The 26711-nt window shown below is 68.9% G+C and carries 22 protein-coding genes; 19 read left to right on the plus strand and 3 right to left on the minus strand.

Annotated features, from left to right (window positions below):
• Positions 1-17 precede the first annotated feature (17 nt).
• The 5 genes from VGJ96_14645 (at position 18) to VGJ96_14665 (ending at position 6609) form a co-directional block, all read left to right on the plus strand.
• A complete protein-coding gene (locus tag VGJ96_14645) occupies positions 18-1076 on the plus strand; it encodes a YbhN family protein (protein HEY3288356.1) in 1059 nt (352 codons plus the stop codon).
• Entirely contained in the window at positions 1073-2257 is a 1185-nt protein-coding gene (locus tag VGJ96_14650) for a glycosyltransferase family 4 protein (GenBank protein HEY3288357.1), read from the plus strand. The genes VGJ96_14645 and VGJ96_14650 overlap by 4 nt, the downstream gene beginning before the upstream one ends.
• Positions 2254-2949 (plus strand): polysaccharide deacetylase family protein, encoded by a 696-nt coding sequence (locus VGJ96_14655; protein ID HEY3288358.1) that lies wholly within the window; start codon positions 2254-2256, stop codon positions 2947-2949. Before VGJ96_14650 ends, VGJ96_14655 begins: the two co-directional genes overlap by 4 nt.
• A 71-nt stretch (positions 2950-3020) precedes the next feature.
• Positions 3021-5660 carry a GH116 family glycosyl hydrolase gene (locus tag VGJ96_14660; GenBank protein ID HEY3288359.1) on the plus strand — a complete coding sequence of 880 codons (2640 nt, stop codon included), beginning with the start codon at positions 3021-3023 and terminating at the stop codon, positions 5658-5660.
• A 418-nt stretch (positions 5661-6078) separates the two neighbouring features.
• A complete protein-coding gene (locus VGJ96_14665) occupies positions 6079-6609 on the plus strand; it encodes a DinB family protein (protein ID HEY3288360.1) in 531 nt (176 codons plus the stop codon).
• A gap of 115 nt (positions 6610-6724) precedes the next feature.
• On the opposite strand, the gene lpdA is transcribed toward VGJ96_14665, so the two are convergent.
• The gene (gene lpdA, locus VGJ96_14670; GenBank protein ID HEY3288361.1) at positions 6725-8131 is read right to left on the minus strand and encodes a dihydrolipoyl dehydrogenase; all 1407 of its coding nucleotides are present in this window, start codon (positions 8129-8131) and stop codon (positions 6725-6727) included.
• Positions 8132-8285: 154 nt separating this feature from the next.
• Between lpdA and VGJ96_14675 the strand changes: the two genes are divergently transcribed.
• A complete protein-coding gene (locus VGJ96_14675; GenBank protein ID HEY3288362.1) occupies positions 8286-8987 on the plus strand; it encodes a GAF domain-containing protein in 702 nt (233 codons plus the stop codon).
• A gap of 69 nt (positions 8988-9056) precedes the next feature.
• Here VGJ96_14675 and odhB read toward each other — a convergent pair whose 3' ends face one another.
• Positions 9057-10364, minus strand: a complete 1308-nt coding sequence (gene odhB, locus VGJ96_14680; GenBank protein HEY3288363.1) for a 2-oxoglutarate dehydrogenase complex dihydrolipoyllysine-residue succinyltransferase — start codon at positions 10362-10364, stop codon at positions 9057-9059.
• A 202-nt stretch (positions 10365-10566) separates the two neighbouring features.
• Here odhB and VGJ96_14685 point away from each other — a divergent pair, with 202 nt between their 5' ends.
• The 6 genes from VGJ96_14685 (at position 10567) to gyrA (ending at position 17489) form a co-directional block, all read left to right on the plus strand.
• Complete coding sequence (locus tag VGJ96_14685; GenBank protein ID HEY3288364.1) at positions 10567-11607, plus strand: zinc-binding dehydrogenase; 1041 nt, start codon at positions 10567-10569, stop codon at positions 11605-11607.
• Positions 11604-11840, plus strand: a complete 237-nt coding sequence (locus VGJ96_14690; protein ID HEY3288365.1) for a hypothetical protein — start codon at positions 11604-11606, stop codon at positions 11838-11840. Before VGJ96_14685 ends, VGJ96_14690 begins: the two co-directional genes overlap by 4 nt.
• 122 nt (positions 11841-11962) lie before the next feature.
• A complete protein-coding gene (locus VGJ96_14695) occupies positions 11963-13123 on the plus strand; it encodes a hypothetical protein (GenBank protein ID HEY3288366.1) in 1161 nt (386 codons plus the stop codon).
• Between the two features lie 33 nt (positions 13124-13156).
• On the plus strand, positions 13157-13912 hold the full coding sequence (locus VGJ96_14700) for a hypothetical protein (protein ID HEY3288367.1): 756 nt from the start codon (positions 13157-13159) through the stop codon (positions 13910-13912).
• Between the two features lie 3 nt (positions 13913-13915).
• Complete coding sequence (locus tag VGJ96_14705) at positions 13916-14683, plus strand: hypothetical protein (protein HEY3288368.1); 768 nt, start codon at positions 13916-13918, stop codon at positions 14681-14683.
• 277 nt (positions 14684-14960) lie between these two features.
• A complete protein-coding gene (gene gyrA, locus VGJ96_14710; protein ID HEY3288369.1) occupies positions 14961-17489 on the plus strand; it encodes a DNA gyrase subunit A in 2529 nt (842 codons plus the stop codon).
• An 81-nt stretch (positions 17490-17570) separates the two neighbouring features.
• On the opposite strand, the gene VGJ96_14715 is transcribed toward gyrA, so the two are convergent.
• Positions 17571-17948, minus strand: a complete 378-nt coding sequence (locus tag VGJ96_14715; GenBank protein HEY3288370.1) for an Ig-like domain-containing protein — start codon at positions 17946-17948, stop codon at positions 17571-17573.
• Between the two features lie 157 nt (positions 17949-18105).
• Here VGJ96_14715 and VGJ96_14720 point away from each other — a divergent pair, with 157 nt between their 5' ends.
• From VGJ96_14720 to VGJ96_14750, 7 genes are all read left to right on the plus strand, one after another.
• Positions 18106-18903 (plus strand): hypothetical protein, encoded by a 798-nt coding sequence (locus VGJ96_14720; protein HEY3288371.1) that lies wholly within the window; start codon positions 18106-18108, stop codon positions 18901-18903.
• 156 nt (positions 18904-19059) lie between these two features.
• Positions 19060-20331 carry a hypothetical protein gene (locus VGJ96_14725; GenBank protein HEY3288372.1) on the plus strand — a complete coding sequence of 424 codons (1272 nt, stop codon included), beginning with the start codon at positions 19060-19062 and terminating at the stop codon, positions 20329-20331.
• A gap of 37 nt (positions 20332-20368) precedes the next feature.
• A complete protein-coding gene (locus tag VGJ96_14730) occupies positions 20369-21343 on the plus strand; it encodes a threonine/serine dehydratase (protein ID HEY3288373.1) in 975 nt (324 codons plus the stop codon).
• Positions 21336-22811 (plus strand): diguanylate cyclase, encoded by a 1476-nt coding sequence (locus VGJ96_14735; GenBank protein HEY3288374.1) that lies wholly within the window; start codon positions 21336-21338, stop codon positions 22809-22811. The genes VGJ96_14730 and VGJ96_14735 overlap by 8 nt, the downstream gene beginning before the upstream one ends.
• Positions 22808-23890 carry a serine/threonine-protein kinase gene (locus tag VGJ96_14740; protein ID HEY3288375.1) on the plus strand — a complete coding sequence of 361 codons (1083 nt, stop codon included), beginning with the start codon at positions 22808-22810 and terminating at the stop codon, positions 23888-23890. Before VGJ96_14735 ends, VGJ96_14740 begins: the two co-directional genes overlap by 4 nt.
• Before the next feature lie 32 nt (positions 23891-23922).
• Positions 23923-25632 (plus strand): M1 family metallopeptidase, encoded by a 1710-nt coding sequence (locus tag VGJ96_14745; GenBank protein ID HEY3288376.1) that lies wholly within the window; start codon positions 23923-23925, stop codon positions 25630-25632.
• Positions 25617-26615, plus strand: coding sequence for a hypothetical protein (locus VGJ96_14750; GenBank protein ID HEY3288377.1), 999 nt, complete (start codon positions 25617-25619; stop codon positions 26613-26615). The genes VGJ96_14745 and VGJ96_14750 overlap by 16 nt, the downstream gene beginning before the upstream one ends.
• Positions 26616-26711: the final 96 nt, after the last annotated feature.

The following is a 26711-nucleotide window of genomic DNA, read 5'->3' on the forward strand; positions in this document are numbered from 1 at the left end:
CGTAGCTAAGTTCAGGCGTGACCGAAACCACGATTCGCGAGAGTGCGCCGCCACCATTGGCAGGTCTGGGATGGAAGCGGCCGTTCCTGATGCTGGTGCTGTTCGGCGCAGCGACCTGGTTCCTGCTGCCGCGACTCGTGCACGCCAATCCCCTGTCGTCGCTGCGCAGCCTGCGCTGGCCGCTCGTCGCCGCGGCGCTGGTGGCGCAGGCTGCGTCGCAGTGGGGGAGGGCGTTGCTGCTGCACGGTGTTATCGTGGGCAACGGCGGCACCATGACGAGGCGACGCGCCACGCAGGTGCTCCTGGCGGCCTCGAGTCTCGGACTCCTGGGCGGCGCCTTCGCGGGCTATGCGGCCGCGCTGTACCGCTGGTCGCGCTCGGGCGGCGCCACGGTGCCCGGCGCCCTGCTGGCGAGCTGGCTGCCGTCGCTGCTGTTCAGCGCGGCGGTGCTGCTCATCGCGCTCATCGCGCTCATCGCCGGCGTGTCGGTGTCCTCAGCGGGATTCCTGAGCGATGGCGAGTGGATAGGCGCGGCCGTGAGCGTGCTGCTCGTGCTCCTGCCGTTCGCGGGGCTCTGGTGGGTCATACGTAATCCGGCGCGCGGGCCCAGGCTCCTCAAGGGCATCGAGCGCGTCTGGAGCACGCTCCGGCGACGCCCCGCGAATACCGCCGGCATCGAGGAGAAGGCGCGGAAACTGAACCTCGCCTGGAGTTCGATGAGTTCCCGGACGTGGGGCGCGCTGGCCGGCTTCGCGATGTTCAGCGCGCTGTGCGACGCGTCGTCTGTCTCGCTGTTGCTCGCGGCCGCGCGAGTGCCCCTGGGCATCGGCGCCGCCTTCGCCGCGTGGGGAATCCCGCACCTGCTGGGCAACGCGAGCATGCTGCCGGGTGGGGCGGGTGTGGTGGAAGCCACGATGACGCCAGGCCTCGCGCGGTTGGGCGTCCCGGCGGCTGAAGCGCTGCTGGTGGTGCTGGCGTATCGCGCGCTCGCGTTCTGGACACCGCTGGTCGGCGGCCTGCCCTTTATTGCCTGGCTCGAGCGACGCTACGTTCCGGCGCCGAGTGGTGGCACATGACCGCGCATCCGGTGGTTCCTCAACCCGAATGCGACACGGTCCTCGCCGACGGCGGCCCGCCGCTGCGGATCGCGCTGGTCAGCGAGTACTACTATCCGCATTTCGGCGGCGTCACCGAGCACGTTCACTTCCTGCGGCGTGAACTGTGCGAGCGCGGACACCATGTGGATATCATCACGTCGCACCTCGGCGAGGCGCCCGACGAACCGGGGCTGTTTCGCCTTGGCCGCAGCCAGCGTGTGTTCGCCAACGGATCCGAGGCGCGCCTGACGTTCGGCGTCAGCCGACGTCAGCTGCGCAAGTTGTTCGCCGAGCAGCGGTACGATCTCATTCACGCGCATTCGCCGCTCGCGCCCACACTGCCGCTCTTTGCCGTGGAGGCGGCCGAGGTGCCCGTCATCGGCACGGTGCACACGAACTTCGGGCGCTCGCTCCTGTACACGCTGCTGAACCGTCGCGTGCAGAAGGTGGCGAACCGCCTCGCCGCGACCATCGCGGTGTCGCCCACGGCCGCCGCCGCGCACGACCGGTACTTCGACATCAATTGGCACATCATCCCGAACGGCGTGGATCTGAACCAGTTCCGCCGCGGGCTCGAACCGCCGGAGGCGATGCGCGGTCACGGGCCGTACATCCTGTTCCTTGGCCGGCTCGATCCGCGCAACGGGCTGTCGGAACTCATCACGGCGTTCCAGCTGGTGTCCGAGCGACTGCCTGATGCGCGCCTGATCGTCGTGGGCGACGGGCCGCGGCGCAGTCACTACCGGCGGCAGGCCGCGGACAATCCGGCCATTCGCTTCGAAGGCGCGGTGAAGGACGAGCGCGGTTCGTACTACGCCAATTGCACCGTGTACGCCTGCCCGACCACCAAGGCCTCCTTCGGCATCACGCTGCTCGAGGCCATGGCCTGCGGCGCGCCGATCGTCTGCTCCAACATCGAGGGCTTCACCGACGTGGTGCGCGACGGCCACGACTGCCTCATGACGGAACTCGGCGATCCGCACGCGCTGGCCGTGGGCCTCCTGAAGGTGCTCGGCGACGCGGCGCTGCGGCGACGTCTCGCCGATAACGGCCACCAGACGGTGCAGCGCTATGCCTGGCCGATCGTCACCGACCAGGTGCTTGCGCTCTATCGCGAGGTGCTGGCCGGCCGCGGCTTGCCGCGCACGGCGCCGCGATGAACGGCATCCTGCTTGGGGGCGGCGCGGTGGCCGTGCTCGGCGGGCTCGCGCACGGCACGTGGCATCGCAACAGCCCGCTCTTCGGGCCGGTGTTGTCGCGCCTGCCGGGCGACAGTCGCTGCGTCTCGCTGACGTTCGATGACGGTCCCAATCCCGATGCGACGCCGCGCGTGCTCGACGCGCTGGGCGAGGCGGGAGTCAAGGCGACGTTCTTCCTGCTGGGCAAGCACGTGGACCGATGGCCCGCGCTCGCGGCTCGAGTGGCGGCCGAGGGACACCAGCTGGGGAACCACGGCTGGCACCATCGCAAGCTGCACGTGCGTCTGCCCGCGTACGTTCGCGACGACCTCGGGCGCGGCCTCGCGTCCATCGAAGCGGCGACGGGTGTGCGACCCGCGTTCTTCCGCGCACCGCACGGCTTCCGCAACCCGTGGGTTTCATCCATCGCGCACAGCCTTGGCGAGCGCGTGGTGGGATGGACGATCGGTGTGTGGGACTCGGCGCGTCCCGGCGCGCGCGTCATCGCGCAGCGGACGCTGGTGCACGTGCGGCCCGGCAGCATCGTGCTGCTGCATGACGGCGACGGCTACGACCCGGCCGGTGACCGCACGCAGACGGCGGAGGCGCTGCCGGCCATCATTGGCGGCCTGCGCGATCGCGGCTACCGGTTCGACGTGCTGCCCGCGGGGTAAGGCAGCGCGGAAGGCGTGCATCGGTCGCACCAGAGTCGCGAACGCCGGGCATCGCAGGCATATTCGCGGACATGCGACAGATCATCGTAGGGCTCGCGCTTGCCACCGCCTTCCCCGTGGTCGCCGGCGCCCAGACCATCGCCCCCTTCGACCTCGGGCGATCACCCATCGCGCTCGGCGGCGACGCCCGCCCCGGACAATTCGTCAGCGCCGTCGGCCGACGCGCCATCGCGATGGGGACCGAAGACGGCGCCTTCGAGCTGTGGAGCTGGCCGTACAAGTGGATGCACGACCTCAAGCTCAGCTTCCGCGTCCCCAAGTACACCCAGGCCATTCCCGGGCGCGACGTCGCGCGGTCGGTGCTGGTGCGCCCCGAAGGCGTGACCATCACGTACGCCTACGAGACGTTCACCGTGAAGCAGACGGTCTTCGCCTCCATCGACAAGCCGGCGGTGATGATGCTGCTGGAGGTGGACGCCATTCGCCCGATGGAGATCATCGCGTCGTTCGTCCCCGACTTGCATCTCGCCTGGCCGGCCTCGCTCGGCGGGCAGTACGTCGCGTGGCACGCGGGAGCCAAGGCCTTCGTGTTCAGCGAGAGCCGCCGCAAGGTGAGTGCCTTCCTCGGCTCGCCGGCGGTCACGCAGGCGAGCGACGTCCCGGCGCACATGCTCAGCGCCGCGCCGCCGCAGTTCACCATCGGCGTGGGCAGCGACAAGGAGCGCTACACCGAGCCGCGCCTCGGCGAACCGCCGGGGGGCAACGTCAACATCCACGCCAAGTACATCCCCATCGTGATGGCCGGCGGCGAGATGCCGCGTGATTCGGTGCTCGCGCTCTATCGCTCGCTGCTGCAGCCGGGGGCCATCGAACGCGAGTGGAAGAAGCGCGTGGCACACGCCGACTCGATTCGCACGCAGCAGGTGTCGGTGAGCACGGGCGACGCCACGCTCGACCTGGCGGCCGAGTGGGCCAAGGTGAACCTCGACGAGTCGATGGTCTGCAACCCCGACCTCGGGTGCGGGCTCGTGGCGGGGTACGGGCTATCGGGCGCCGCGAGCGACCGTCCCGGCTTCGGCTGGTTCTTCGGCGGCGACGCGTCCATCAACTCGTTCGCGATGAGCGCGGCGGGACAGCACGACCTGGTGCGCGACGGCGCGCTCAAGTTCTTCGCCAAGTACCAGCGCGCCGACGGCAAGATCACCCACGAGATCTCGCAGGGGGCGGGGAAGATCGACTGGTTCGGCTCGTATGGCTACGCGTACTACCACGGCGACACCACCCCGTTCTGGATTCTGGCCTTTGGCGAGTACTGGAAGCAGACCGCCGACACGGCCACCGTGCGTGCGCTCTGGCCGAAGGTGAAGAAGGCCTACGAGTGGTCGCGCAAGTGCGACACCGACGGCGACGGGCTGATGGAGAACACCTGCGCCGGCGCCGGCGCGCTCGAGGTGGGCGACCTGCAGGAGGGGATCGTCAGCGACGTCTACCTGAACGGCGTGTGGGCGGCGTCCCTGGAGCGGTTCGCGCGCATGGCCGAGGCGATGGGCGAGACGGCCCTGGCGGCCGAGGCGCGGGCCGAGCGGGTGCGCGCCGTCGCGGCGCTCGACGGCAAGCTCTGGATTCCGGCCAAGGGACAGTATGCCTTTGCCGTGCTCGAGCAGGGGAAGATCAACGAGACGATGACGGCCTGGCCGGCGACGGCGATGGCGTTTGACGTGTTCGGCAAGACCAACGGCCGGCTGATGGCCGAGCGCATGGCGCGCAGCGACCTCACCACCGACTGGGGGGTGCGCCCGCTCTCGACGACCAGCCGACTGTTCGACCCGCTGCACTACAACAACGGCGCCGTCTGGCCGTTCGTGACCGGCTGGGTGGCGACCGCGCAGTTCCGCTATGGCAATCCGCAGGCGGGGTGGCAGGCGCTGCGGGCAATCGCCGGCACGACCTTCGATGAGGCACGCGGCCGGAACCCCGAGGTGATCAGCGGCCGCGTGTACAAGCCGCTCGACACCGCGGTGCCGCAGCAGTTCTTCGCGACGTCGATGATCCTGACACCGCTGCTCCGGGGGCTGATGGGTCTCGAGGTGGATGCGCCGGCGAACACGCTGACGGTGGCGCCGTGGGTGCCGCCCGGCCACGAACAGGTGCGCGTGGAGAAATTGGCGGTCGGCGGGGTGCGACTGGACCTGTCGGTCACCGATATGGCGCAGCAACCGGAGCGGGTGTTGCTCGTTGCTCCGAGCGCGGGCGTCACGCTCTCGCGGCCGCTCAAGGTCCGCTTTGCACCGCCCGGCGGCGGCGTTGCCGAGGGGGTGCTGGCGCCGGGTGCCCGGTCATTGCGCCTGGCGCTGGCCAGGGCGCGCGAGTGGAGCGTGATGCTGGCCGATGCCCGGCCGGCCGTGATCGGCGAGCGGTCGAAGAATCCACGGATCGTGGCCGCGCAAGCCGACGGCGCGGGGTACCGTGTGACGGTCGAGGCGTTGGCCGGCAGCATCGTCGCACTCTGGGTGCAGCCCCCGGCGTCCCGCTCGTTCGAGGCGGAGGGCGCCGGGGTTCGCGTGCGCAACATCCCCGCCGACTTCGCTGTCGTCGACTCACCGCTCAAGCGATTCGCCGCCCATGCAGCGCCTGCGGAGATCACCATGCCCGCGAGCGGCGAGGATGCGGACGGATATGTGAGGAGGGAGGTAGTGTTTAGGGCCAGGTAAGAGAGACAACAGCGAGAAAACAGAAAGAAAACAGAGAGACAACAGGACGGCGCTCGCGCGCATCTGTTGTCTCTCTGTTTTCTCTCGGTTGTCTTTCTGTTGTTTCTCTGCCCTTAACGAGTCGCGGTAGGTCAGCGGTTGACGAGCCAGTGACGGCCCCCCGGCGCACTGTACGCGCCCCCCGCTGTGCCTACCGCGACACGCTGGGTCGCTCGAGGCGACCCTGCGTTACCTGCTATGTTTGTCTCCGGTGCGGCGCCGCGATCGTTCAGCGCGCTCCCGGTCGCAGAGGGAATGTCTAATTCGGGGCATCGTCGCGGAATGGGGTGCAATTATGGAAGTTTTGTGAGGCAATTCCTCACGAAACCCTTACACCCTAGATTCACTCCGGAAAGTGGAATTCCAAAGGGGGATTTAGATGAGCATCGCCGCGACCATGCGCCCAGGCGCTGATGAGTTTGCCCCATTCTACGCGGGATACGTCGCCGCCGTCCCCGATGGCGACATCTCGCGGACGCTTGCGCAGCAGGGGGAGGACATGCTCTCCCGCCTCAAAGGGCTCAGCGAGGCGCAGGCCGCGCACGCGTACGCCCCGGGGAAGTGGACGGTGAAGGAAGTCGTCTGCCACATCTCCGACGCCGAGCGGATCTTCGCGTATCGCCTGCTGCGCATCGCCCGCGGCGATGCCACGCCGCTCGCGCCCTTCGACGAAGACGCCTATGCCGCGCACTGCGAGGCCAACGACCGCACGCTCGACACGCTCCTTGGCGAGTTCGCCGCCGTGCGCGGCGCTTCGCTGGCCCTGCTGCGGTGGCTCCCCGAAGCCGCCTGGACACGGCGCGGGACCGCGAGCGGCAAGGAGATCAGCGTCCGCGCCCTGGCGTGGATCATGACCGGACACGCCCTGCACCACGTGTCGGTGCTCAAAGACAGATACGGGGTGGCCTGAGAGAGACAACAGAGAGACAACAGAAGAACAACAGAGAAAAAACAGAGGTGCCCACGTTGAATCGGGCACCTCTGTTGTCTTTCGGTTGTCTCTCTGTTGTTTGTCTGTTGTTTCTCTAGATGTGAATCGCTCGCCCCAGCGCCGCCAACGCCGCTTCCTTCACCGTCTCGCCGAGCGTCGGGTGTGAGTGGACGGTCACGCCAATGTCCTCCGCCGTCCCCCGATACTCCATCGCCAGCACCACCTCGCTCAACAGGTCGCTGACGTTGGCGCCGATCATGTGGCAGCCGAGGATCTCGTCGGTGTTCGCATCGACGATGAACTTCACGAAGCCGTTCGTCTCGGCCATCGATCGCGCGCGGCCGTTGGCAGAGAAGGGGAACTTGCCTACCCCGAACGGCCGGCCGCTTGCCTTCACTTCGGCCTCGGTCAGGCCGCAGGTCGCCACTTCGGGCCAGGTGTAGACCACGCCGGGCATGTTGTGGTAGTGCATGTGCACCTTGCGCCCGGCGATCACCTCCGCGGCGATGACGCCTTCCTCCTCCGCCTTGTGCGCGAGCAGCTTGCCGCCCACCGCGTCGCCGATAGCGAAGACGTTCGGGAGAGTGGTGCGCATCTGGTCATCCACCGCGATTTCGCCGCGCGCGCCGAGCGCGAGGCCGAGGGCCGCCGCGTCCACGCCGTAGAGCGCCGGCTTGCGTCCGATGGAGACGAGCACGCAGTCGGCGGTCAATGTCGCCGGTGTCCCGTTCTCCTCGACCTCGATGATCACCTGGTCGCCCTCGCGCCGCCCGCCGGTCACCTTGGTGCCGGTGTGGATCTCCATCCCCTGCTTCTTGAAGATCCGCGTCGCTTCCTTGGTGATGTCGTCGTCGTTGCCGGGCAGGATGGTCGGCATGAACTCGATCACCGTCACCTTGGCGCCGAGCCGGCGCCAGACGGAGCCAAGTTCGAGGCCGATGACGCCGCCGCCGATGACGATGAGGTGCCGGGGCACCTCGTGCAGCTTGAGCGCGCCGACGTTCGAGACGATGCGCTCCTCGTCGAACTTCAGGAACGGCAGTTCGACGGGGACGGAGCCGGTGGCGAGGATGACATGCCTGGGCGTGTAGGTGGTCACGGTGCCGTCGTCGCCCTTCACCTCCACGACGTTGCCGGCCTTGAGCGTGCCGAAGCCCCTGGCCCAGGTGACCTTGTTCTTCTTGAAGAGGAACTCCACGCCCTTCGTGTTCTGGCTCACCACGTCGTCCTTGCGCTTCATCATCCGTTCGAGGTCGAACGTGACGCCCTCGTAGTGGATGCCGTGTTCCGCGGCGTGGAGGCGGGCGAACTCGAGATGCTCGGACGAGCTGAGGAGCGCCTTGGACGGGATGCACCCGACGTTTACGCAGGTGCCTCCGAGGGTGCGGTCCATCTCGACGCAGACGGTCGAGAAGCCAAGCTGGGCGGCGCGGATCGAGGCGACGTAGCCGCCGGGGCCGCCGCCGATGACGAGTACGTCAGGGGAAAATTGGTCGGTCACTGGTGTCGGAATTGAAGTCACTCAAATCTACGCTATCCGCGCGGCGATGCCGATGACACCCGGAGGGCCGTGCCGCACGCGCCGGCGTCCGGGGGGCTGGCGATCGTGGCGCACGTCGCCCAGAGTGAGGGCGACCATTTCGCGAGCCCTATCCATGCCTGCTCCGCTGCCCGCCAACGAAGCCGCCCGCCTGGCGGCGCTTCGCCGCTACGAGATCCTGGACACCGCGCCGGAGCAGGCCTTCAACGACCTCTCGCTGCTCGCGACGTTCATCACGGGCAGCCCCATCGCCACCTTCACGCTGATCGATGAAGAACGGCAGTGGTTTAAGTCGCAGGTGGGGCTGGTCGACTCCGAAACGGAGCGCGATGTGGCGTTCTGCGCGTACACGATTCTCGGCGACGACGTGATGGTGGTTCCCGACGCCACGCGCGACGCCCGGTTCGCGGACAACCGTCTCGTGCTCGGCGACCCCGGCATCCGCTTCTACGCCGGGGCGCCCGTGCGCAGCCGCGAGGGACTGAACATCGGCTCGGTTTGCGTCATCGACCGGCAGCCGCGCCTGGCGCTGCTCGAGCACCAGCGCCTCGCACTCGAGGCGATTGCGCGCCAGGCGTCAGCGCTGCTGGAACTGCGCCGCACGGCGGCGGAACTGGCCGGCGTGCTGCGCGACGTGCGACTGCTGAGCGCCCTGCTCCCGATCTGCTCCCACTGCCGCCGATACCGCGAAGGCGCCGACCACTGGATGACCGCGGACGAGAAGCTGGCCTCCGCGGGGACGCAGCTCACCCACGGACTCTGCCCCGACTGCCTTCGCGAGCATTATCCGGATATTGCGGACACGATCGAACCCTGACGGTAGCCGGGGGGGGACCTGTGCAAAGGGCCGCGCAGTGCGCGGCCCTTCGCGTGATGTTCCGGAAGGCTAATCGATCAGCATCGTGGCCGGATCTTCCAGCAGTTCCTTCATCCGGACAAGGAAGAGCACCGCCTGCTGGCCGTCGATGATGCGATGGTCGTAGGAGAGCGCCACGTACATCATCGGACGGATCACGACCTGCCCGTTCACCGCCACCGGGCGGTCCTGCGTCTTGTGCAGGCCGAGGATCGCCACCTGCGGGAAGTTGATGATCGGCGTCGAGATGAGCGACCCGAAAACACCGCCGTTGGTGATCGTGAACGATCCGCCGGTCAGGTCTTCCATGGTCAGCTTGCCGTCGCGGGCCTTCTTGGCGAGCGCCGCGATATCGCGCTGGATGTCGAGCAGGGACTTGCGGTCGGCATCCTTGACGTTGGGCACGACGAGCCCCGCCTCGCTGGCCACCGCGATGCCGAGGTTCACGTAGTGCTTGAACAGGATTTCGTCGCCATCCACCTGCGCATTCACCGTCGGGAACGCCTTCAGCGCCAGGCAGGTGGCCTTCGCGAAGAAGGGCATGAAACTCAGCTTGACGCCGTGCTCCTTCTCCACCTTCTCCTTCATCCGCTCGCGGAGCGCCGAGATGGCGCTCATGTCGATCTCGTTGAAGGTGGTCAGGTGCGCGGTCGCGTGCTGCGCCTGCAGCAGGTTCTCGGCGATGCGCTTGCGCCGCGTCGTCATCTTCTCGCGGGTTTCGCGCGCGGTGCCCACACCGGCCGATGGCGGACGTCCGATCGGCGATGCGGCGGGAGCCGGGGTCAACGCAGTGGGAGCGGGTGTCGACGCAGCGTGACCTGGAGTCGGCGCGGCGGTCGACGCCGCAGCGACTGGCGCTGGGACCGCGGGCATCGGACGCGCCGGCGTCGGCGAGCTCATTGCGGCAATCACGTCGGGCTTGCTGACCACACCGCCGCGACCCGTGCCGGGAACCGCGCCGAGATCCACGCCGGTTTCGGCGGCAAGCCGTGCGGCGCTTGGCGCGGCGCGCACGGCCAGCGCCGGTGTGCTCGGCGCGGCCATTGGTGCCGGCGCGGCTGCGGGTGACGTTGGTTGGGCTACGGCGGGCGCTGCGCCTGCTGTTCCGCCCTCCTGAATCTCACCCAGCACGTCGTCGACTTTCACCACGTCGCCTTCGAGCTTCACGCGACGACCCACGACACCCGCCTGCGCGGCCGGCACTTCGACGGTGATCTTGTCCGTTTCGAGCTCGACGAGCGTATCCCCGAGGTTCACGGCCTCGCCTTCGCGCTTGAGCCAGCGCGAGATCGTGGCTTCGGTGATGGATTCGCCGAGGGGAGGAACGCGGATTTGCATGGGAGGGACAGACGGGAGACGGGAGACGGAAGACGGGAGACCGGGCGGTAATGGGACCGGCATTCGGCTGAGCGCCGACACCATCGACGCAAGCTAATATATTCGACCGGTCGAGTGATGCGCTCCACGCGACGGACCGCGGCCAGCCGAAGGTGGCCCTCGCGTCTTCCGTCTCCCGTCTCCCGTCTCCCGTCTGCCCCTATTGCGCGCCCTCACCATCTCCGCCACCGGCTCGCTTGACCACGTCGAGTTCCGAACCGACATCGCCCCGCCGGCACTAACCGGGCCGGGGTTGGTCCGACTGCGGATGCAGGCCGCGCCGCTGAACCACCTCGATCTATGGACCATACGCGGCCTGCCAAGCATGAAGATCGTCGGGCCGTGGGTGATCGGCGCCGACGGCTGGGGCGTGGTGGCCGAGGCATCGGACGACGTGACGTCGGTCCGGCCCGGCGACCGCGTGGTGGTGAATCCGGGACTTTCGTGCCGCAAGTGCGAATACTGCGACGCGGGCGATCAGCCGCTTTGCGTGAAGTTCCGGGTGCTTGGCGAGCATGTTCCCGGCACCTTCGCCGACGAGCTCGTCGTGCCGGCGGCCAACGTGCGGGCGATTCCCCCGAGCGTCTCCGACCGCGATGCCTCCGCGTTCGGACTTGCCGCGATGACGGCCTGGCGCATGCTCGTCACGCGGGCGCAGGTGAAGGCCGGGGACGACGTGCTCATCTGGGGCATCGGCGGCGGCGTGGCGCAGGCGGCGCTGCTGATCGCCAAGGCGCGGGGAGCGCGCGTCTGGGTGACATCCGGATCGGACGCGAAACTCGAGCGGGCGCGCGCGATGGGGGCCGATGAAATCATCAATCACACGGGACTCGACGTTGGCCGTGAGATCCGCGCCCGCACCGGCAAGCGCGGCATGAACGTGGTCGTGGACAGCGTTGGGAGCGCCACCTGGGAGCAGTCGCTGGGTGCGCTGGGTCGCGCCGGCCGCCTCGTCACGTGCGGCGGCACCTCAGGACACCAGCTGCAGACCGACGTCCGGCGCCTCTTCTGGAATCAGTGGACCATCATGGGCTCGACGATGGGGAGCGACGCGGACTTCGATGCCGTCGTCGGCGAACTCGTGGCCGGGCGGCTCTCCCTCCCCGTGGACTCGACGTTCCCGCTGGAGCGGGGTCGCAAGGCGCTGGAGCACCTGCAGGCCGGCGCGCAGTTCGGGAAGGTCGTGCTGCAGATCGGCGCATGATGGCGCCAGGGCGCGAGCGCGCGCAGTACACCAACGAGGAGCAGCGCAGACTGCGCGACGCATTCACGGCGGGCGAGGCCGTGCACTGTCCCCGATGCGGTACGGCGATGACGTCGCGCGCGATCGGCGGAGGAAGCTTCGGGCTGGGCTATGCCCGCCGTCGCGAGTGGCTGATGTGCCCCACCTGCCGACGGTCGGTGATGTTCGACGTGAAGCGAGGCACGAGAAACTGAGTTAGAAGCCTGGCCTCGATCCGGGCTCGTCTGGCCTCCATCCGACCTCGTCCTTGCACGCCGGCACACGAAACGTCGCGCCGTCCTGAGCCGTCTTTAGAACGACTCCCCAACGCCGACGCATGCGCCGAATCCTCCTCAGCACCGCCCTCCTCTTCGCGATTCCGCTCTTCGCGCAGGATCCGCCAGGCCTCCCGAAGCCCCGTCCCGATCTGCGGGACACCACGCGACGCATCCCGGAGGCGCCTCGCCGGGTCCCATCGCGACGGCCGGTCGCCGACACCGGAGTATCCGCGGTCGTGCGGTTGACGAGCACGCCCTTTGTCCGCAATCAGACGCTGCTCGGGGTTGTGTTGTACGGCCCGGCGTTTGCCGCGACCGTGACGGACCGACCAGTCCCCGCCGCGGCCGCATACCTGGTGATGGCGGGGGGCAGCTTCTTTGCCGCCGCTGAACTGTCGCGCGACCTGAGCATCACGCCCGCGATGGAGTACCTCGCCACGCGCGCCCCGATCCTGGGCGCCGCCGCGGGCGGTGCCGCGCAGTACGCCATGACGGGCAAGAAGGACTACGCCGCGGGGATGTTCTTCGGATCGCTCCTCGGCACGACTGGCGCGCTCACCCTGGGGCGGCGACTGTCCACCGGCGCGGCGCAGGCTGCGGTCTTTGGGGCCGAGATGACGTCTGCGCTGGCCATCGGGACGATGTACGCGTTCGACAAGGACTACACCAACGAACGGGCGCGGGCGGCGGTCGGCGCCGGCGCGGTCGTCGCCGGGATGCAACTGGGTGCGATGTACGGCACGTACGCGCGGTACAACGTGACGGCGGGCGACATCCGCGCGCTGTGGACCACGTCGCTGATCGGCGCGACCGCCGGCGGCGCGTTCGTGGCGAACGGCCATCCAGGACACAAGACGAGCACGCTCGCCCTGCTTGGCGGCGCAACCGCCGGACTGGTGGCGGGCGACCGCCTGCTCGTGCGGCGCATCGACCATACGAGCAGCCAGGGGACCCTGGTGGGCGCGGCCGCTGTGGCCGGCGCACTGATGGGCGGCGGCGTGGCGGTGCTGGTCGGATCGAGCGACCGGTTCAATGCCACGACCGCGGCGCTCGGGGCGGCCGGGGCCGCGGGCGGGGTGTGGATGGTCGAGCGATGGATGGGGTCGCGCCCCGATGCCGGACGCCGGGTGAGCCAGCGGCTCACGGTGACGCCGGGGGCGCTGGCGCTGGCCGGGGCCGGCGTGCCGGGAACCCATTCGCTCGTCCGCTTCACGTTCTAGTAGATTACAGAGACCCTCTACGAGTCTCTCGTCGTGAATTTTCTCGACCGTCTGAAGGAAAGCTTCGCCGCGTTCTGGGAATACATCCCGGCCCTGTTCGGCGCGGCAGTCGTCCTCCTCGCTGGCTACCTGCTGGCCAAGCTGGTGCAGAAGGCCTCGGCGCGGCTGCTGCGCCGCCTGCACCTGAACGATGTTCTGCGCAAGGGCGGCGTGGTGCCGCTCGACCGGGTTGGCGCGCACCTGAACCCGACGCTGGCCATCGCGAACCTGCTCTTCTGGCTCGTGATGTTCAGCGCGCTGCTGCTGGCCGCGAATGCGCTGGGGCTCGACTCGCTCGCCGCGCTCTTCGGCGAGCTGGTGGGCTACGTGCCGAGCGTGGTGGCCGCCGTGGTCATCATCATCGTCGGCATCGTGCTGGGCGATTTCGTGGGCGGGCTGATCGGGGCCAGCACGATCTCGCTGCACGGCGGGCCGACCCTGGCGCGCGTCGGCAAGGGCGGTGTGGTGCTGCTCGCGGTCTTCATGGCGCTGCAGGAGCTCGGGGTCGCCACGGAGATCGTGACGACGGCCTTCGCCATCATCTTCGGCGCCATCGCCCTCGCGCTGGCGCTCTCGTTCGGGCTGGGCAACCGGGACCTGGCCGGCGAGGTCACGCGCGAGTGGTACGAGCGCTACAAGGCCGAGCGCGAGGCCATCGACCGCGAGGTGGCGGAGGAGGAGGCCGACGTCCTCTCCGACACCTCGGCGCATCAGACGCCGGCGCCGCCGGCCCCGGGCGCCGGGGCATAGCGCGTGCTGGTCGCGCTGGTCCTCGCGGCGTCACTGGCGACGCCGCCCGGGCAGGACAGTCTGGCGTCGGTCCGGAAGGCCGATTCGCTGCGCGTCGCCATCCTCTCGGCGGCGCGCTTCGTGCACCTCGACACGACGCGATGCAATCAGGGCGTGTTGCGCACGTTCCCGGATTCCGTCGGTGCCGCGGAGGGCGCGCCGGCCGCGGAACTCGTGGCGCGCCTCGAGCGCCTCATCATCGCCGAGGGAGTCGAGGAGCCGGTCGACACCCCCCGCGGACACGCGTTGCTGCGCGGGGTGGTGGGGTGGGAGACCGGAACGGCGCGACCCCAGTGGGACGTGCCGGACGGCACGCCGACGTACGCGGCGATTGCGGCCGGCCTCTCAGGCGAGTTCTGGAATCCCGACGCGAAGCGGTGCGAGCCCTTCGTGCCGCAGGAGCCGCAGTACGTCCTGCTCCCCCCGCTCACCGGTTTCACGATGCCGCGGCCGCCGAAGACCGCGCTGACAATCGGGTTCGGCGAACCGGGGCGGTTTGAGTTGCGCGACAGGTTCTACGCCTCGCACCGCGGCGACAGCACGGCGGTGCTGACGTACACGCAGGTGATTGCGACGGTCCTGTGGCGCGACTACGCCCTCGTGGCGGTAAATCGACCAGCCGAACAGCTGGGTGCGCTGGCGTTGCGGCGCGGTGCGGGGGGCGCGACGTACCTGTTCCACCTCGTCGCCGCTGAGTGGCGGCTCATGGCCATCGTGCGCACCTGGACCTGATCGAGACGCGGTGCCCCTGGCCTTCGCCGTGTGCCGACGGGCGACGGCGCGAATAGACGGCGGGCCAGTTGGCTCGCCGTTCGCCGTTCGTGGAACCAGGCAAACGAAGCGATCCTCCGAGGCCGGTGCGCCTCTTGGTCGAGCACGAAAATCGCCAACTTGTAAGTAGTTGATTGACAATCATTTACGCGGTCAATTTACTGTTGCTTTTCTGGCGACGTTTCGGTAAATTTTCCGGATCGATTGCTGGCCTTTTTCCACCCCCCTGGCACGGCACATGACCGCACCGAATAACCGCGAGCGGATCCTGCCCCGGCTCATTGACGAGGAGATCCGGGAATCGTTCATCAACTACTCGATGAGCGTGATCGTCTCGCGCGCATTGCCCGACGTGCGCGACGGCCTCAAGCCCGTGCATCGGCGCGTGCTGTACGCGATGAACGAACTGGGCCTCGTCCCCGGACGCGCCTACAAGAAGTCGGCGACGGTCGTCGGCGACGTGCTCGGCAAGTATCACCCGCACGGTGACCAGTCGGTCTACGACGCACTGGTGCGCATGGTGCAGGACTTCTCGCTGCGCTATCCGCTGGTGGACGGCCAGGGCAACTTCGGCTCCGTCGACGGCGACCCGGCGGCGGCGTACCGGTACACCGAGGCGCGCCTCACGCGCATCGCGGTGGAGATGCTGGCGGACATCGACAAGAACACCGTCGCCTTCGCGCCGAATTTCGACGACCGGCTCGAGGAGCCGACCGTCCTGCCGTCCGGCATTCCCAACCTGATCGTCAACGGCTCGGCGGGCATCGCCGTCGGCATGGCGACCAACATCCCGCCGCACAACCTGCGCGAGACGGTCGCCGCGCTGCAGCAGCTGATCGACCATCCGGAGACGGACGCCGCGACGCTGCGCCAGCTCATCAAGGGACCCGACTTCCCGACGGGCGCGTTCATCTACGGGCGCGAGGGCATCAAGGAGTACATCGAGACGGGCCGCGGCAAGATCATCATGCGGGCGCGCGCGGTGATCGAGGAGAAGGAGAGCAGCAGCAAGCAGCAGATCGTCGTCACCGAGCTGCCGTACCAGGTGAACAAGGCGCGGCTCGTCGAGAACATCGCCGAACTGGTGCGCGACAAGAAGATCGAGGGGATCAGCGACCTGCGCGACGAGTCGGATCGCGACGGCCTGCGGGTGGTCATCGAGCTCAAGCGCGACGCCATCCCGCGCGTGGTGCTGAACCAGCTGTTCAAGCACACCGCGATGCAGGCGACGTTCGGCGTCATCATGCTCGCGCTCGTGCCGGATCCGCTGACCAAGCGCCTGGTGCCGCGCGTGATGGGGATGCGCGAGGCGCTGCTGCACTACATCCACCACCGCCACGACGTCATCGTCCGGCGCACGCAGTTCGACCTCGACAAGGCGCGCGACCGGGCGCACATCCTCGAAGGGCTCAAGATCGCCGTCGACAACATCGACGCGGTCATCAAGGTCATTCGCGCCGCCGCCGACACCGAGACGGCGTCGCAGCAGCTGCAGGCGAAGTTCAAGCTCTCCGAGAAGCAGGCCGAGGCGATCCTCAACATGCGCCTCGCCAAGCTCACGGGCCTGGAGCGCGAGAAGCTGGAGGAGGAGCTCAAGGAAGTGCGTGCGATCATCAAGGATCTCACCGCGCTCCTCGAGAGCAAGCCGGCGCGCATGGCGCTGATGAAGGAGGAGCTCGCCAAGGTCGCCGAGACGTACGGCGACGAGCGCCGCACGGCGATCATCGCCGACGAGGGCGAGTTCTCCATCGAGGACCTCATCGCCAACGAGGAAGTCCTCGTCACGATCTCGCACGCCGGGTACGTGAAGCGCACGTCCATCGCCACGTATCGCAAGCAGAAGCGCGGCGGGCAGGGGCTCAAGGGGACGGAGCTCAAGACCGACGACTTCGTCGAGCACTTCTTCACCGCCAAGACGCACGACTACCTGCTCGTCTTCACCGACGACGGGCGCTGCTTCTGGCTGAAGGTGCACGAGATCCCCGAGGGCGGCCGCGCCGCGAAGGGGAAGCCCATGGTCAACCTGATCAACGTGTCGCCCGACACGCAGGTCTCGGCCGTGGTGCAGGTCAAGAAGTTCAGCGACGACGAATTCCTGCTCTTCTGCACGAAGGACGGGACCGTCAAGAAGACGGCGCTGAGCGAGTACTCGAACGTGCGCAGCACCGGCATCAAGGCGATCAAGATCGACGAGGGCGACCAGCTCATCGACGTGCAGATCACCAGCGGCACCAACGACGTGGTGCTGGTGGCCCGGCACGGGCTGAGCATCCGCTTCCACGAGCAGGACGTGCGCGCGATGGGGCGCGACACGACCGGCGTGAAGGGGATCGCGCTGGGCGCGGGCGACCAGGTGGTCGGCATGGTGGTCGTGAAGCGCGAGGCGTCGCTGCTGGTGGTCACCGAGCACGGCCTCGGCAAGCTCACGAACATCGACGAGTACCGCGTGCAGGGACGCGGCGGCAAGGGCATCCTCACCGTCAAGCGCACCGAGCGCACCGGCGACGTGGTGGGGCTCCTCGAGGTGCTCCCCGAGGACGAGATGATGCTCATCACCCGTGGCGGCCAGACGCTGCGCTGCTCGGTCAAGGACATTCGGGCCACGGGACGCGTGGCGCAGGGCGTCCAGCTCAAGAAGCTCGACATGGGTGACGTCGTGGCCGCCGTCGCGCGCCTCGTGGCCGAGGACAAGGATGTCGAGGGTGCGAGCGACGAAGAGGGATCGTCGGAACCGCAGATGGAGCTGACGGAAGGAAGCGAGGAGTAGGCCGTCCGGCGACCCGACCGACGCAAAGGGCGCCCGATCTGGGCGCCCTTTTGTCGCAGGCGGCCGCCGGACCGGCGGGCGCTAGCGGCCGGGAGTCGGCGCGGCGCGAACCGTGACGACGGTCTGGCCGGTGTGGCCGTCCACCGTGACGGTGACGAACGCCTGCCCCGGACTCACGGCGCTCACCATGCCGTTGGCGTCCACCGTCGCGATCTCCGGAGCGCTGGACTTCCAGAGGAGCGAATTGGGAATGAAGGCGCTGTTGTTGGTGAGGCGCGGCGTGAACATCAACTGCATCGTCTCGCCGACGGCCAGGTCGACCGAGACATAGCGCATCGTCACGCCGGTGATGGCGTTGATGGGCGGGGCCGCGCCGAGCGTGGGCTCGCCCGTCGTGTCGACGGGCGTATCGAGGCAGGCGGTCAGCAACAGGGCGGCGAGGGCGGTGGCGAAACGCATGGAATGGAAGTTCCGCCCTCCAATATGCATCGCGAGTCCGGTGAATCCAGAGGGCGGGCGGGCGTCCAAGGTGGCGCGGTGCCGGAAAGCGGCATACTATGCTCCACAAATGCCTGGGATGAACCGGTCCGTCGTGATTCTCTGTGATCACGTCGCCATGAAGGTCCGGCTGCGTGACGCGATGACGCCTTACGCTCGCGTCGAGTGCGTCGTCACCGAGCATGACCTGCTCCAGCGCATTGCGCGTCCGGTGCGCCTGATCGTCATCCACGGCGTTCCGCCCTTTGCCGACGCACGCTTGCCGGCCCGCCTGCGCCACGCGCTGCGCGATGCCGCGGTTCCCATCGTGGTGGTGACGCACTCGCGCGAACCGGCCTGGCAGCTGGGGCGCGCCCTCATCGCCTCGGGCCAGGTCGAAGACATCATCTACACCGACACGGAGCGTCCGGACGCGCTGCTGGCGGCGTGGAGCCTGGACAGCGACCGCTGCCGCCAGAAGGTGGAGGCGCTGCGGCTCGCGCATCAGAGCGCGCCGGAGAACGTGCACGCATTCCTTGAGGAACTGCTGCTCACCGACACGGCCGACCTGTCGGTCAGCGCGTGGGCGGCCAAGAAGCCGGAAGGGTCGCGCTTTGCGCTGCACCGGGAACTGTCCAAGATCGGCGTTTCGCCCTCCACGCTGGTGGACGTGGCGCGCGTGCTGAATGTCGTCACGCGCGTCCTGGTGCGCGGGGGGACGCGGCTCAAGGGGCGGTTCGCCGCGCTGCCTGACGTACGGGCCGCCCGGCGACTGCTGGCGAGGACGCTCGGCATGTCACCGAGCGACGTCACGCATCTGGCCCGCGAGCAGGGACCGGACGCGGTGCGCGACCGCACACGGAAGGCGGTCTCACGGATGCTCCGCCCCAACGACGAGCGCCCGGAGGGGGACGCCGGAGCGAACGCGAAGAAGTAGGCGGGGTTCCCGGGCCGGCACCGGGCTTCCCGCGCGCGAGCCGTCAATTCGTGACGTTGCGGAACCCATTGCGCCAGCGCAGATTAGTCGCGATCCATCGCGTATTCCGCACTCTCTTGCGGCACCCTCTCCATTTATAGTTGGAGATCAGTTCATATGGCGCTTGATCCCCGCGAGTCGAACCACACGCGAGGCGGCAGTTCATCCGGCATGGCGCGAGGCGTAGCTCGCACCGTCCTCGCGGTAATTGCCCTCCTCGGAATGACGGCCGCGCTCAGCGCGCAAGGCGGCGAGAAGAGCCCGGTCGCCGAATCGGTGAAGGCCGACCTCACACGCCTCGCCGACCTCGAGCGCAGCTGGTTCGAGAAGAACCGCACGTTCACGACCGACTTGCGGGCGCTGGCCTTCACGCCGTCGAGCGGCGCGAGCATCACCATGGCCTACGCATCGGCCCGCTCCTGGGCGGCCAATGCGACGCACCCGAGCCTGCAGCCGACGACCTGCTTCATCGTGGTCTCGCAGCCGGGCGGGGGCGGATCGGCCGACCGGCCCTTCTGTTCGGAAGCGGCGGGTGGTCAGGTAGCAGCGACGCCGGCGCGACAGCAGTTGGCGGCCCCGGCGGCGCGTCAGGAAGCCCGTCCAACGCCTCCGGCGCCACAGGCGGCGGCCCCACAGGCGACCACCGCGAAGCCGGTGGCACCGCCGCGCCGCGCCGCCCGTCGTGCGGTGGCGCCGACGGCCGCTGCGGTGCCGACGACGGTGGTTGAACTGCCGGCCCGCGCGCCCTCGAGCGGCGCGGCGCTGGCCGCGACCCGCGCCGCGGGTGGCGTGGCCGACGCGGGCGTGACGGAGGCGGTGACGCCGGCCCAGTTCACCGAGCGCCTGAACGCGATCGTTGCGGCAGCGCTCGACATGACCAATGCGAAGATGCCGGAGGTTGCCCGGGATCCGTACGAAAGTTCGGCCGAACATCAGGCGCGCGTGGCGCAGGCGTACGCGGTGTTCCAGCGCCGCGAAGCCGAGTTCTATGCGCGCAGCACGCGCACCTACCTGGTCTCGATTCCGGTGAAGGCGGTGAAGTACGACGCCGATCGCGAGGTCGTCGAGTTTGCCGTGGATCCGATTGCGTTGCCGACGGCGCGTTCGTTCGCGGCGGCCGACGGCGCGCGCCTGAGCGTCGCGTGCTACACGCGTCCGTATTTCTGGTGCAGCCCGGAGGCCGGGATGTCGTACGACGGCACGGACCTCTGGCGCATCCCGCGGGCGACCGCCCGGACAGTGGACGTGCTGAACGCTCCGCTGACGCTGATGGCCCGGTTCGTGGTTGGGCGCCGCGACGATGCGCGTTCCCCGTCGGTCTCGCTGATTTCGATGGAGTTGCAGGCCAAGGGTACCGCCGTTTCGCGCTGGGACTCCGCCGCGCGCTGAGACGGCGCGCCAGGGAGCACACTATGGACAGCAGTTCATGACCGCCGAGCCGATGCTCGTCGGGATTGACGACGTCCGCCGCGCCGCCGCCGTGCTGCGCGGCGTCGCCGTTCGCACCCCGTTGCTGCGCTCCGAGGCGCTGGCCGCGGCCTGCGGCGTGCCGGTCTGGCTGAAACCCGAGCAGCTGCAGCGCGGCGGCGCGTTCAAGTTCCGCGGTGCCTACACCTATCTCGCTTCGCTCGGGGCACAGGAACGGGCACGGGGGGTGGTGACCGGTTCCAGCGGCAACCACGGGCAGGCCGTGGCGCTCGCCGCGAAGATGTTCGGCGTGCCGGCGACCATCGTGATGCCCACCACGGCGCCGCGCGCCAAGCGCGCGGGCGCCGAGCGGCTGGGCGCCCGCTGCTTCTACGTCGGGACGACGACCGCCGAGCGTCTGGCCCGGGCGGAGGAACTGCAGGCCGCCGAAGGGCTCACGTTCGTGCCGCCGTTTGACGACCTCACCATCATCGCCGGCCAGGGGACCATCGGCCTGGAGATCGCGGAGGATCTGCCGGCGGTGGGAACGGTGATCGTGCAGGTGGGGGGCGGCGGACTCTCGGCCGGCGTCGCGATTGCCATCAAGGCGCTCGCGCCGGGCGCGCACGTGATCGGCGTCGAGCCGGAAGGATCGCCCAAGCTCACGAAGGCGCGCGAGGCGGGTCATCCGGTGACGATCCCCGCCAACCCGACGGGGCTCGCCGACGGATTGCTCGCGGTGAAGATCGGCGTGCGGAATTTCGCGCACCTGAACGCGGCGCTCGATGCGGTGGTGACGGTGCCGGATGCGCTGCTCGTCGACGCCATGCGTTTCCTGCTGGACCGTCACAAGCTCGTGACCGAGCCGAGCGGGGCAATCACGGTCGCGGCACTGCAGGCGGGGCTGCTGAAACCCCGTGGCGACACCGTCTGCATCCTGAGCGGCGGCAATATCGAGTGGGACGGTTTGCAGGAGCTGCTGGGCGATGAATAGTGAGGCGCGCGTCCTCGTGGTGGACGATGACGAGGGCGTGCGCCGCTCGCTGGCGACCGCGTTGGGTGACGTGGGCTGCGTGGTGCGCGAGGCCACGGATGCGGCGTCCATGCGCCTGCTCCTCACGGAATGGGAGCCGACGCTGCTGCTCCTCGACGCCTCGCTCCCCGATGGCGAGGGGACGCAGTTGCTGCAGGAACTGAAGGCGGGCAACGGGACGCGCGAACTGCCGGTGATCCTGCTGGCCTCGCGGCTCCCGGACGAACTCACCGAGCTGGCGCTCGGGCTTGGCGCGGCCGACGTGCTCCGCAAGCCGTTCCGTCCGCGTGAACTGGTGGCGCGGGTGCAGGCGCAGCTGCGGCTCCATGCGCTGCTGCGCACCACGCAGGCGGCGCTGCTGTCGGCCGAGGACGAACTCAACCGCGTGCGCGAGGATTCGGAAAACCGGCGCAAGCTGGTGGACATCCTGCACGAGGTGACCGGCGACCTCTCGTCGGACGAGATCTATCACATCCTCGCGCGGCGCGTGGCGCGCGCGCTTTCGCTGTCGCGCTGCTCGGTGATCCTGGCGCGGCCGGGCGACAAGGTGGGCGTGGTGGCCACGGCGTTCGACAACCCGGCCATCCGCAACTGGGAGATCAACCTCGACGCGTATCCGGAAATCCGGGCGGCGCTGGAGCACGGACATCCGGTGCTGGTGGAAGACCTCCACACCAGCCCGCTGTACGAGGACCTGCGCCGGGAATGGGCGGCCAACGGCACGCAGGTGCCGATCCGCAGCGTCATCGCCCTCCCCTTCACGCTGGGCAAGGTGCAGGCCGGCGTCTTCTTCCTGCGCCGGATGGTCAACGAGCCGCCGCTGACCAACGAGGACGTCGAGTTCGCGGACTCCGTCATCAAGGCGGCGGTGGCGGCCATCCACCGCGCGCAGGTGATCGAGACGACGAAGGCGGACAATGCGCGGCTCGAGGTGCTGGCCCACACCGATCCGCTGACGCAGGTGCTCAACCGGCGCGCGCTGACGGTGCGTCTCGCGTCCGAGCTGGAGCGAGCCCGCCGGTACGATTCCGTGCTGACGCTGCTGATGGTCGATCTCGACCACTTCAAGAACGTGAACGACACGTACGGCCACCTGGTGGGCGACGAGGTGCTGCGCGAGGTCGCGACGCTGCTGCAGAACGAGGTCCGCAGCGTGGACGTGGTGGCCCGGTACGGCGGCGAGGAATTCGTCGTCGTGCTGCCCGAGACGTCGCTGGTGGGCGCCACGACCTTTGCCGAGCGCATTCGGGAGCACGTCGCGGCCACCCCGTTCGCCGGTTCGCTCGTCGAACCACTGCACCTGACCGCCAGCATCGGGGTCAGTTCGTATCCGTCGGCGACGATCACCACCGTGGACGACCTCTTTGCCCGGGCCGACGAGGCGCTGTATCGCGCCAAGGCGGACGGGCGCAACCGGGTTTGCCTATGAGCATGCGCTGTCCGTCCTGCGGCACTCAGTACGGCGATGACGCGAAGTTCTGCACCCGTGACGGCACGCGGCTGCAGCCCGTGGCCGCCGCGGCCGCGCCCGCACCGCCGGTCGGATCGGCCGGCACGTCGGCGTCGAACACCACGCCGCGCGCGATGACGCCGCCGGTGGGGGTGCAGAAGCAGTTCAACCCGGCCGCGCTGGCGGGCCAGGTGCTCGAGGGGCGCTACAACATCATCAAGAAGCTCGGCGAGGGCGGGATGTCGTATGTCTACCTCGGCGAGGACATGTCGACCAAGGAGCAGTTCGCCATCAAGGTGCTGTCGCCCTCGCTCGTGAAGGATGGCAACGCGATGGCGCGGCTGCGGCGCGAGGCGGCGTTGGGGATGCGGCTCGAGCATCCGAACGTCTGCCACATCGTGCGGCTGGGCGAGACCGAGGACGGCGTGGTCTACGTGGTGATGCCGTTCGTGCAGGGCGAGATCCTGAGCGACCGCAACAACCGCCGGGGACAGCTCCCGCTGGAGGAAGTGGTGCCGTTCGTCCAGCAGATCGCGGCCGGACTGCAGGTGGCGCATGAACTGAAGATCATTCACCGCGACCTGAAGCCCGAGAACATCATGATCACCAAGAACGCGGACGGCACCGAGCGGGCGGTGGTGATGGACTTTGGGCTGGCGAAGGAGCGCAAGGCGGGCGGCGAGCTGGAGAAACTCACGGCGACCGGGATCATCCTGGGAACCCCCGAGTTCATGAGTCCCGAGCAGCTGCGCGGCAAGCCGCTGGACCCGCGCACCGACGTCTACTCGCTCTCGCTGATGACGTACGAGATGCTGACGGGGAAGCTGCCGTTCGAGGGAAAGAACCAGCAGGAGATGATGATTGCGCGGTTGCGCAACGAGCCCATTTCCATTCGCACGCGGCGCGCCGACATCCCCGAGGCGGTGGACAAGGTGCTGTACAAGGGAATGGCGCGAAACGCCGACGACCGGTATCCGACGACAGTGGAATTCGCCAATGAACTGACGGCCGCCGTCGGCGGCAGCGGGGGGCTGCTGGGCAAGCTGTTCGGGCGATAACGGTCTCGCCGCGACCGATGCGGGGCGCGACGATGCGTGAGTACACCCAGGCGGTGAGGAAGGGCGCGATGAACGTGACGGGACGACATTTCGTTCGCGCGTTCCTCGCGCCCTCTGTTGTTACCGCGGCGTTGTGGGGCGCGACGACCGCCGCCGCGCAGCAGGCGACCGGCATGGCCCCGCCCTCCGCGCTGGAGCCGCGCGTGGAGCATTACGAGTTCGCGCTCGACCTGCCGGCGCAGGGCAAGCACATTGTCGGTGGCGCGCGGCTGACCTTCGCCGCGCCGCTGGGCGCGGACACCGTGCGCCTCGACCTGGACGGCGCAATGCGCGTTTCCAGCGCCTGGGTGGGATGCGCGGACGACCGGCGTGCCGCGGCCTTCGCGCATGCGGGGGCGCTGCTGAAGGTGGCCGTGCCCTCCGGCGCCGCTGAGGCGCGCTGTCTTGCCCTCGTGTACGACGGCGAGCCCGCCGACGGCCTGATCATCACCACGGATTCTGCCGGCCGCTGGGCGGCGTTCGGCGACAACTTCCCCAACCGCGCGCGCTTCTGGCTGCCCACGCAGGACCATCCGTCGCGCAAGGCCAGCGTGACGTTCATCGTCACGGCACCCGCGGGACGATCGGTCGTGGCGAACGGTGCCCTCGTGAGCGCCGTGACGAATCCGGATTCCCGGGTGACCACGACGTGGCGCACGACGCGGCCGATTCCGACCTACGGCATGGTCATCGCGGCGGCGCCGCTGACGGCGTTCAGCCTTGGCGAGACCGCGTGCGGCTTCGCCGAGGACGGCGGGTGCGTGCCCCAGATGGCCTGGACGGCCCCGGAGCAGGCGGTCTGGATGCCCGGCCACTTCGAGAGCGCCGGCCGCATCGTGGAGTTCTACGCGCGGACGATCGGCGCATATCCCTACGAAAAGCTCGGACACCTGCAGACGACGACGCGCTACGGCGGGATGGAAAATCCCTCCGCGATCTTCTATTACGACCGTGGATTCCGTCGGCGCGATGGCATCGCCGAGGATCTGATTGCGCACGAGACCGCGCACCAGTGGTTTGGCAACGCGGTCACCGAACGGGAGTGGGCGCATATCTGGCTGAGCGAGGGGTTTGCCACCTTCTTCGCGGCGCTCTGGGCGCAGCACGCGCACGGGGACAGCGCGTACATGGCGGAGATGGCCAGCATGCGCAGCGCCGTGCTGCGTGCCGAGGTCGTGACGCGCCGGTCGGTGATCGACAGCGTGGAAACGGATCCCAACCGCCTGCTCAACGAGAACTCGTACCCGAAGGGCGGTTTCGTGCTGCGGATGCTGCGCGATGAAGTGGGGGACAGCGCGTTTTTCGCTGGCCTGCGTCGCTACTACACCGCGCACCATCATGGCAACGCGCTGACGGCAGACCTGCAGGCGGCCATCGAAGCCTCGGCGGGGCGCTCGCTCGGCTGGTTCTTCGATCAGTGGCTGCGGAAGCCGGGCTGGGCCGAATTGCGCACGTTGTTTGCGTGGGATTCCGAGACGCAGCGGGTCACGCTGACCGTGGAGCAGGGGGCGCGATTCGGACCGTATCGGCTGACGCTCCCCGTGGAGTTGGTGGATGCGTCGGGGGTCGTGCATCGCGAGCGGTTGGTGATCGAGGCCGTGACAAGTCAGTCGGTGACGGTGCCGGGGACGTATGCGTCGGTGCCGACGGCGGTGCGGTGTGATCCGAACTTCACCCTGCTCGCGCTATGCACGGCGAAATGAGTGTTGTGTCGATGTGGCGCGCGCCGCGCCGCGGCGGGATGCTCGGCGTTCTGGCCTTCGCCGCGCTCGCGGTGTCGGCGTCCGCGCAGGACCGAGGCGCGGTGACCGTTGCGCCGGGGGCGCAGGCAGGCGCGATCGACGTCACCGCCGTCGAACGCCGCCTGTACGACGCGTTGCGTCGCAGCCCGCGCGATCCGGCGGTGCGCGCCGCGCTTGGCGAGTGGATGGCGTCGCGGGGGCAGTTGAAGGCGGGCGCTGTGCTGCTCGAGGAGGCGCGGCTCTTCGGCGGGAGCGCCGTCGCGATCGCGGCCCGTCTGCAACACATCTACACGTGGATGCGCGACTGGGAGTCGCTGGCCGCGCTGCCAGGGTCGCCGTTGTCACCTGGCGAACGGGCGCGCGCCGCCGCGCTCGTGAATCGTCCGACGAGCGCCGTCGGTCCCGACTCCACGGTGGTGCCGTTCGCGCCGGTGGAGTTTGGCGCGCTTGGACGCCTGCCGCTGATGCTCGGCAACGACACGATATGGGCCGACGTGGATCCGCAGGCGGAAGGCGTCGTGCTGCCGGGGCTGCGCCGCGGTGCGGGCCTCGTGGAGTTGCAGGGCGAGGATCAGCGCGGGCCGCTGGGGGTGCTGCCCGCGGTAGCGGTCGGGGACCTCGTGTTGCACAACGTCCCGGTCCGCGTCGATGCCGCACTTGGCGCGGGACGCGCGCGCCTCGGGTTGGACGTGTTCGCGCAACTCGCGCCGACGGTGGATACGCGGACGGGGACGGTGACGCTGCGCCGCGCCGGACGCGTGGACGAACCGCCGGGCGCCATGGCGATTCCATTCCTGCTCGGGTTCCCCGGCGTTCGGCTCGCGCTGCGCGCGGGCGAGGCGCCGGTGCCGATGGCATCGCCGGCGGGGCGCGCCGCGCTGCGGGGGAAGCGCTGGACGGTGGACCTGCGCCGCGGTGTGGTGTGGGTGGAGTCGGCGCGCTGAGCGCACCGCGCCCGTCGGCAGAATCGCACCCGTCAGGGTAGATTTCACCCTCAGCCCCCGGCGTGACGACTCGGTTTTCACTCGAACCCATCGTAC

Source organism: Gemmatimonadaceae bacterium (assembly GCA_036504815.1).
Taxonomy (GTDB): Bacteria; Gemmatimonadota; Gemmatimonadetes; order Gemmatimonadales; family Gemmatimonadaceae; genus PNKL01.

Excerpts from the sequence above, each read along its gene's own strand:
- VGJ96_14650 (HEY3288357.1), top strand. The coding sequence starts at position 1,073 with ATGACCGCGCATCCGGTGGTTCCTCAACCCGAATGCGACACGGTCCTC.
- VGJ96_14655 (HEY3288358.1), top strand. The coding sequence starts at position 2,254 with ATGAACGGCATCCTGCTTGGGGGCGGCGCGGTGGCCGTGCTCGGCGGG.
- VGJ96_14660 (HEY3288359.1), top strand. The coding sequence starts at position 3,021 with ATGCGACAGATCATCGTAGGGCTCGCGCTTGCCACCGCCTTCCCCGTG.
- VGJ96_14665 (HEY3288360.1), top strand. The coding sequence starts at position 6,079 with ATGAGCATCGCCGCGACCATGCGCCCAGGCGCTGATGAGTTTGCCCCA.
- VGJ96_14675 (HEY3288362.1), top strand. The coding sequence starts at position 8,286 with ATGCCTGCTCCGCTGCCCGCCAACGAAGCCGCCCGCCTGGCGGCGCTT.
- odhB (HEY3288363.1), bottom strand. The coding sequence starts at position 10,364 with ATGCAAATCCGCGTTCCTCCCCTCGGCGAATCCATCACCGAAGCCACG.
- VGJ96_14690 (HEY3288365.1), top strand. The coding sequence starts at position 11,604 with ATGATGGCGCCAGGGCGCGAGCGCGCGCAGTACACCAACGAGGAGCAG.
- VGJ96_14695 (HEY3288366.1), top strand. The coding sequence starts at position 11,963 with ATGCGCCGAATCCTCCTCAGCACCGCCCTCCTCTTCGCGATTCCGCTC.
- gyrA (HEY3288369.1), top strand. The coding sequence starts at position 14,961 with ATGACCGCACCGAATAACCGCGAGCGGATCCTGCCCCGGCTCATTGAC.
- VGJ96_14715 (HEY3288370.1), bottom strand. The coding sequence starts at position 17,948 with ATGCGTTTCGCCACCGCCCTCGCCGCCCTGTTGCTGACCGCCTGCCTC.
- VGJ96_14720 (HEY3288371.1), top strand. The coding sequence starts at position 18,106 with ATGAAGGTCCGGCTGCGTGACGCGATGACGCCTTACGCTCGCGTCGAG.
- VGJ96_14725 (HEY3288372.1), top strand. The coding sequence starts at position 19,060 with ATGGCGCTTGATCCCCGCGAGTCGAACCACACGCGAGGCGGCAGTTCA.
- VGJ96_14730 (HEY3288373.1), top strand. The coding sequence starts at position 20,369 with ATGACCGCCGAGCCGATGCTCGTCGGGATTGACGACGTCCGCCGCGCC.
- VGJ96_14735 (HEY3288374.1), top strand. The coding sequence starts at position 21,336 with ATGAATAGTGAGGCGCGCGTCCTCGTGGTGGACGATGACGAGGGCGTG.
- VGJ96_14740 (HEY3288375.1), top strand. The coding sequence starts at position 22,808 with ATGAGCATGCGCTGTCCGTCCTGCGGCACTCAGTACGGCGATGACGCG.
- VGJ96_14745 (HEY3288376.1), top strand. The coding sequence starts at position 23,923 with ATGCGTGAGTACACCCAGGCGGTGAGGAAGGGCGCGATGAACGTGACG.
- VGJ96_14750 (HEY3288377.1), top strand. The coding sequence starts at position 25,617 with ATGCACGGCGAAATGAGTGTTGTGTCGATGTGGCGCGCGCCGCGCCGC.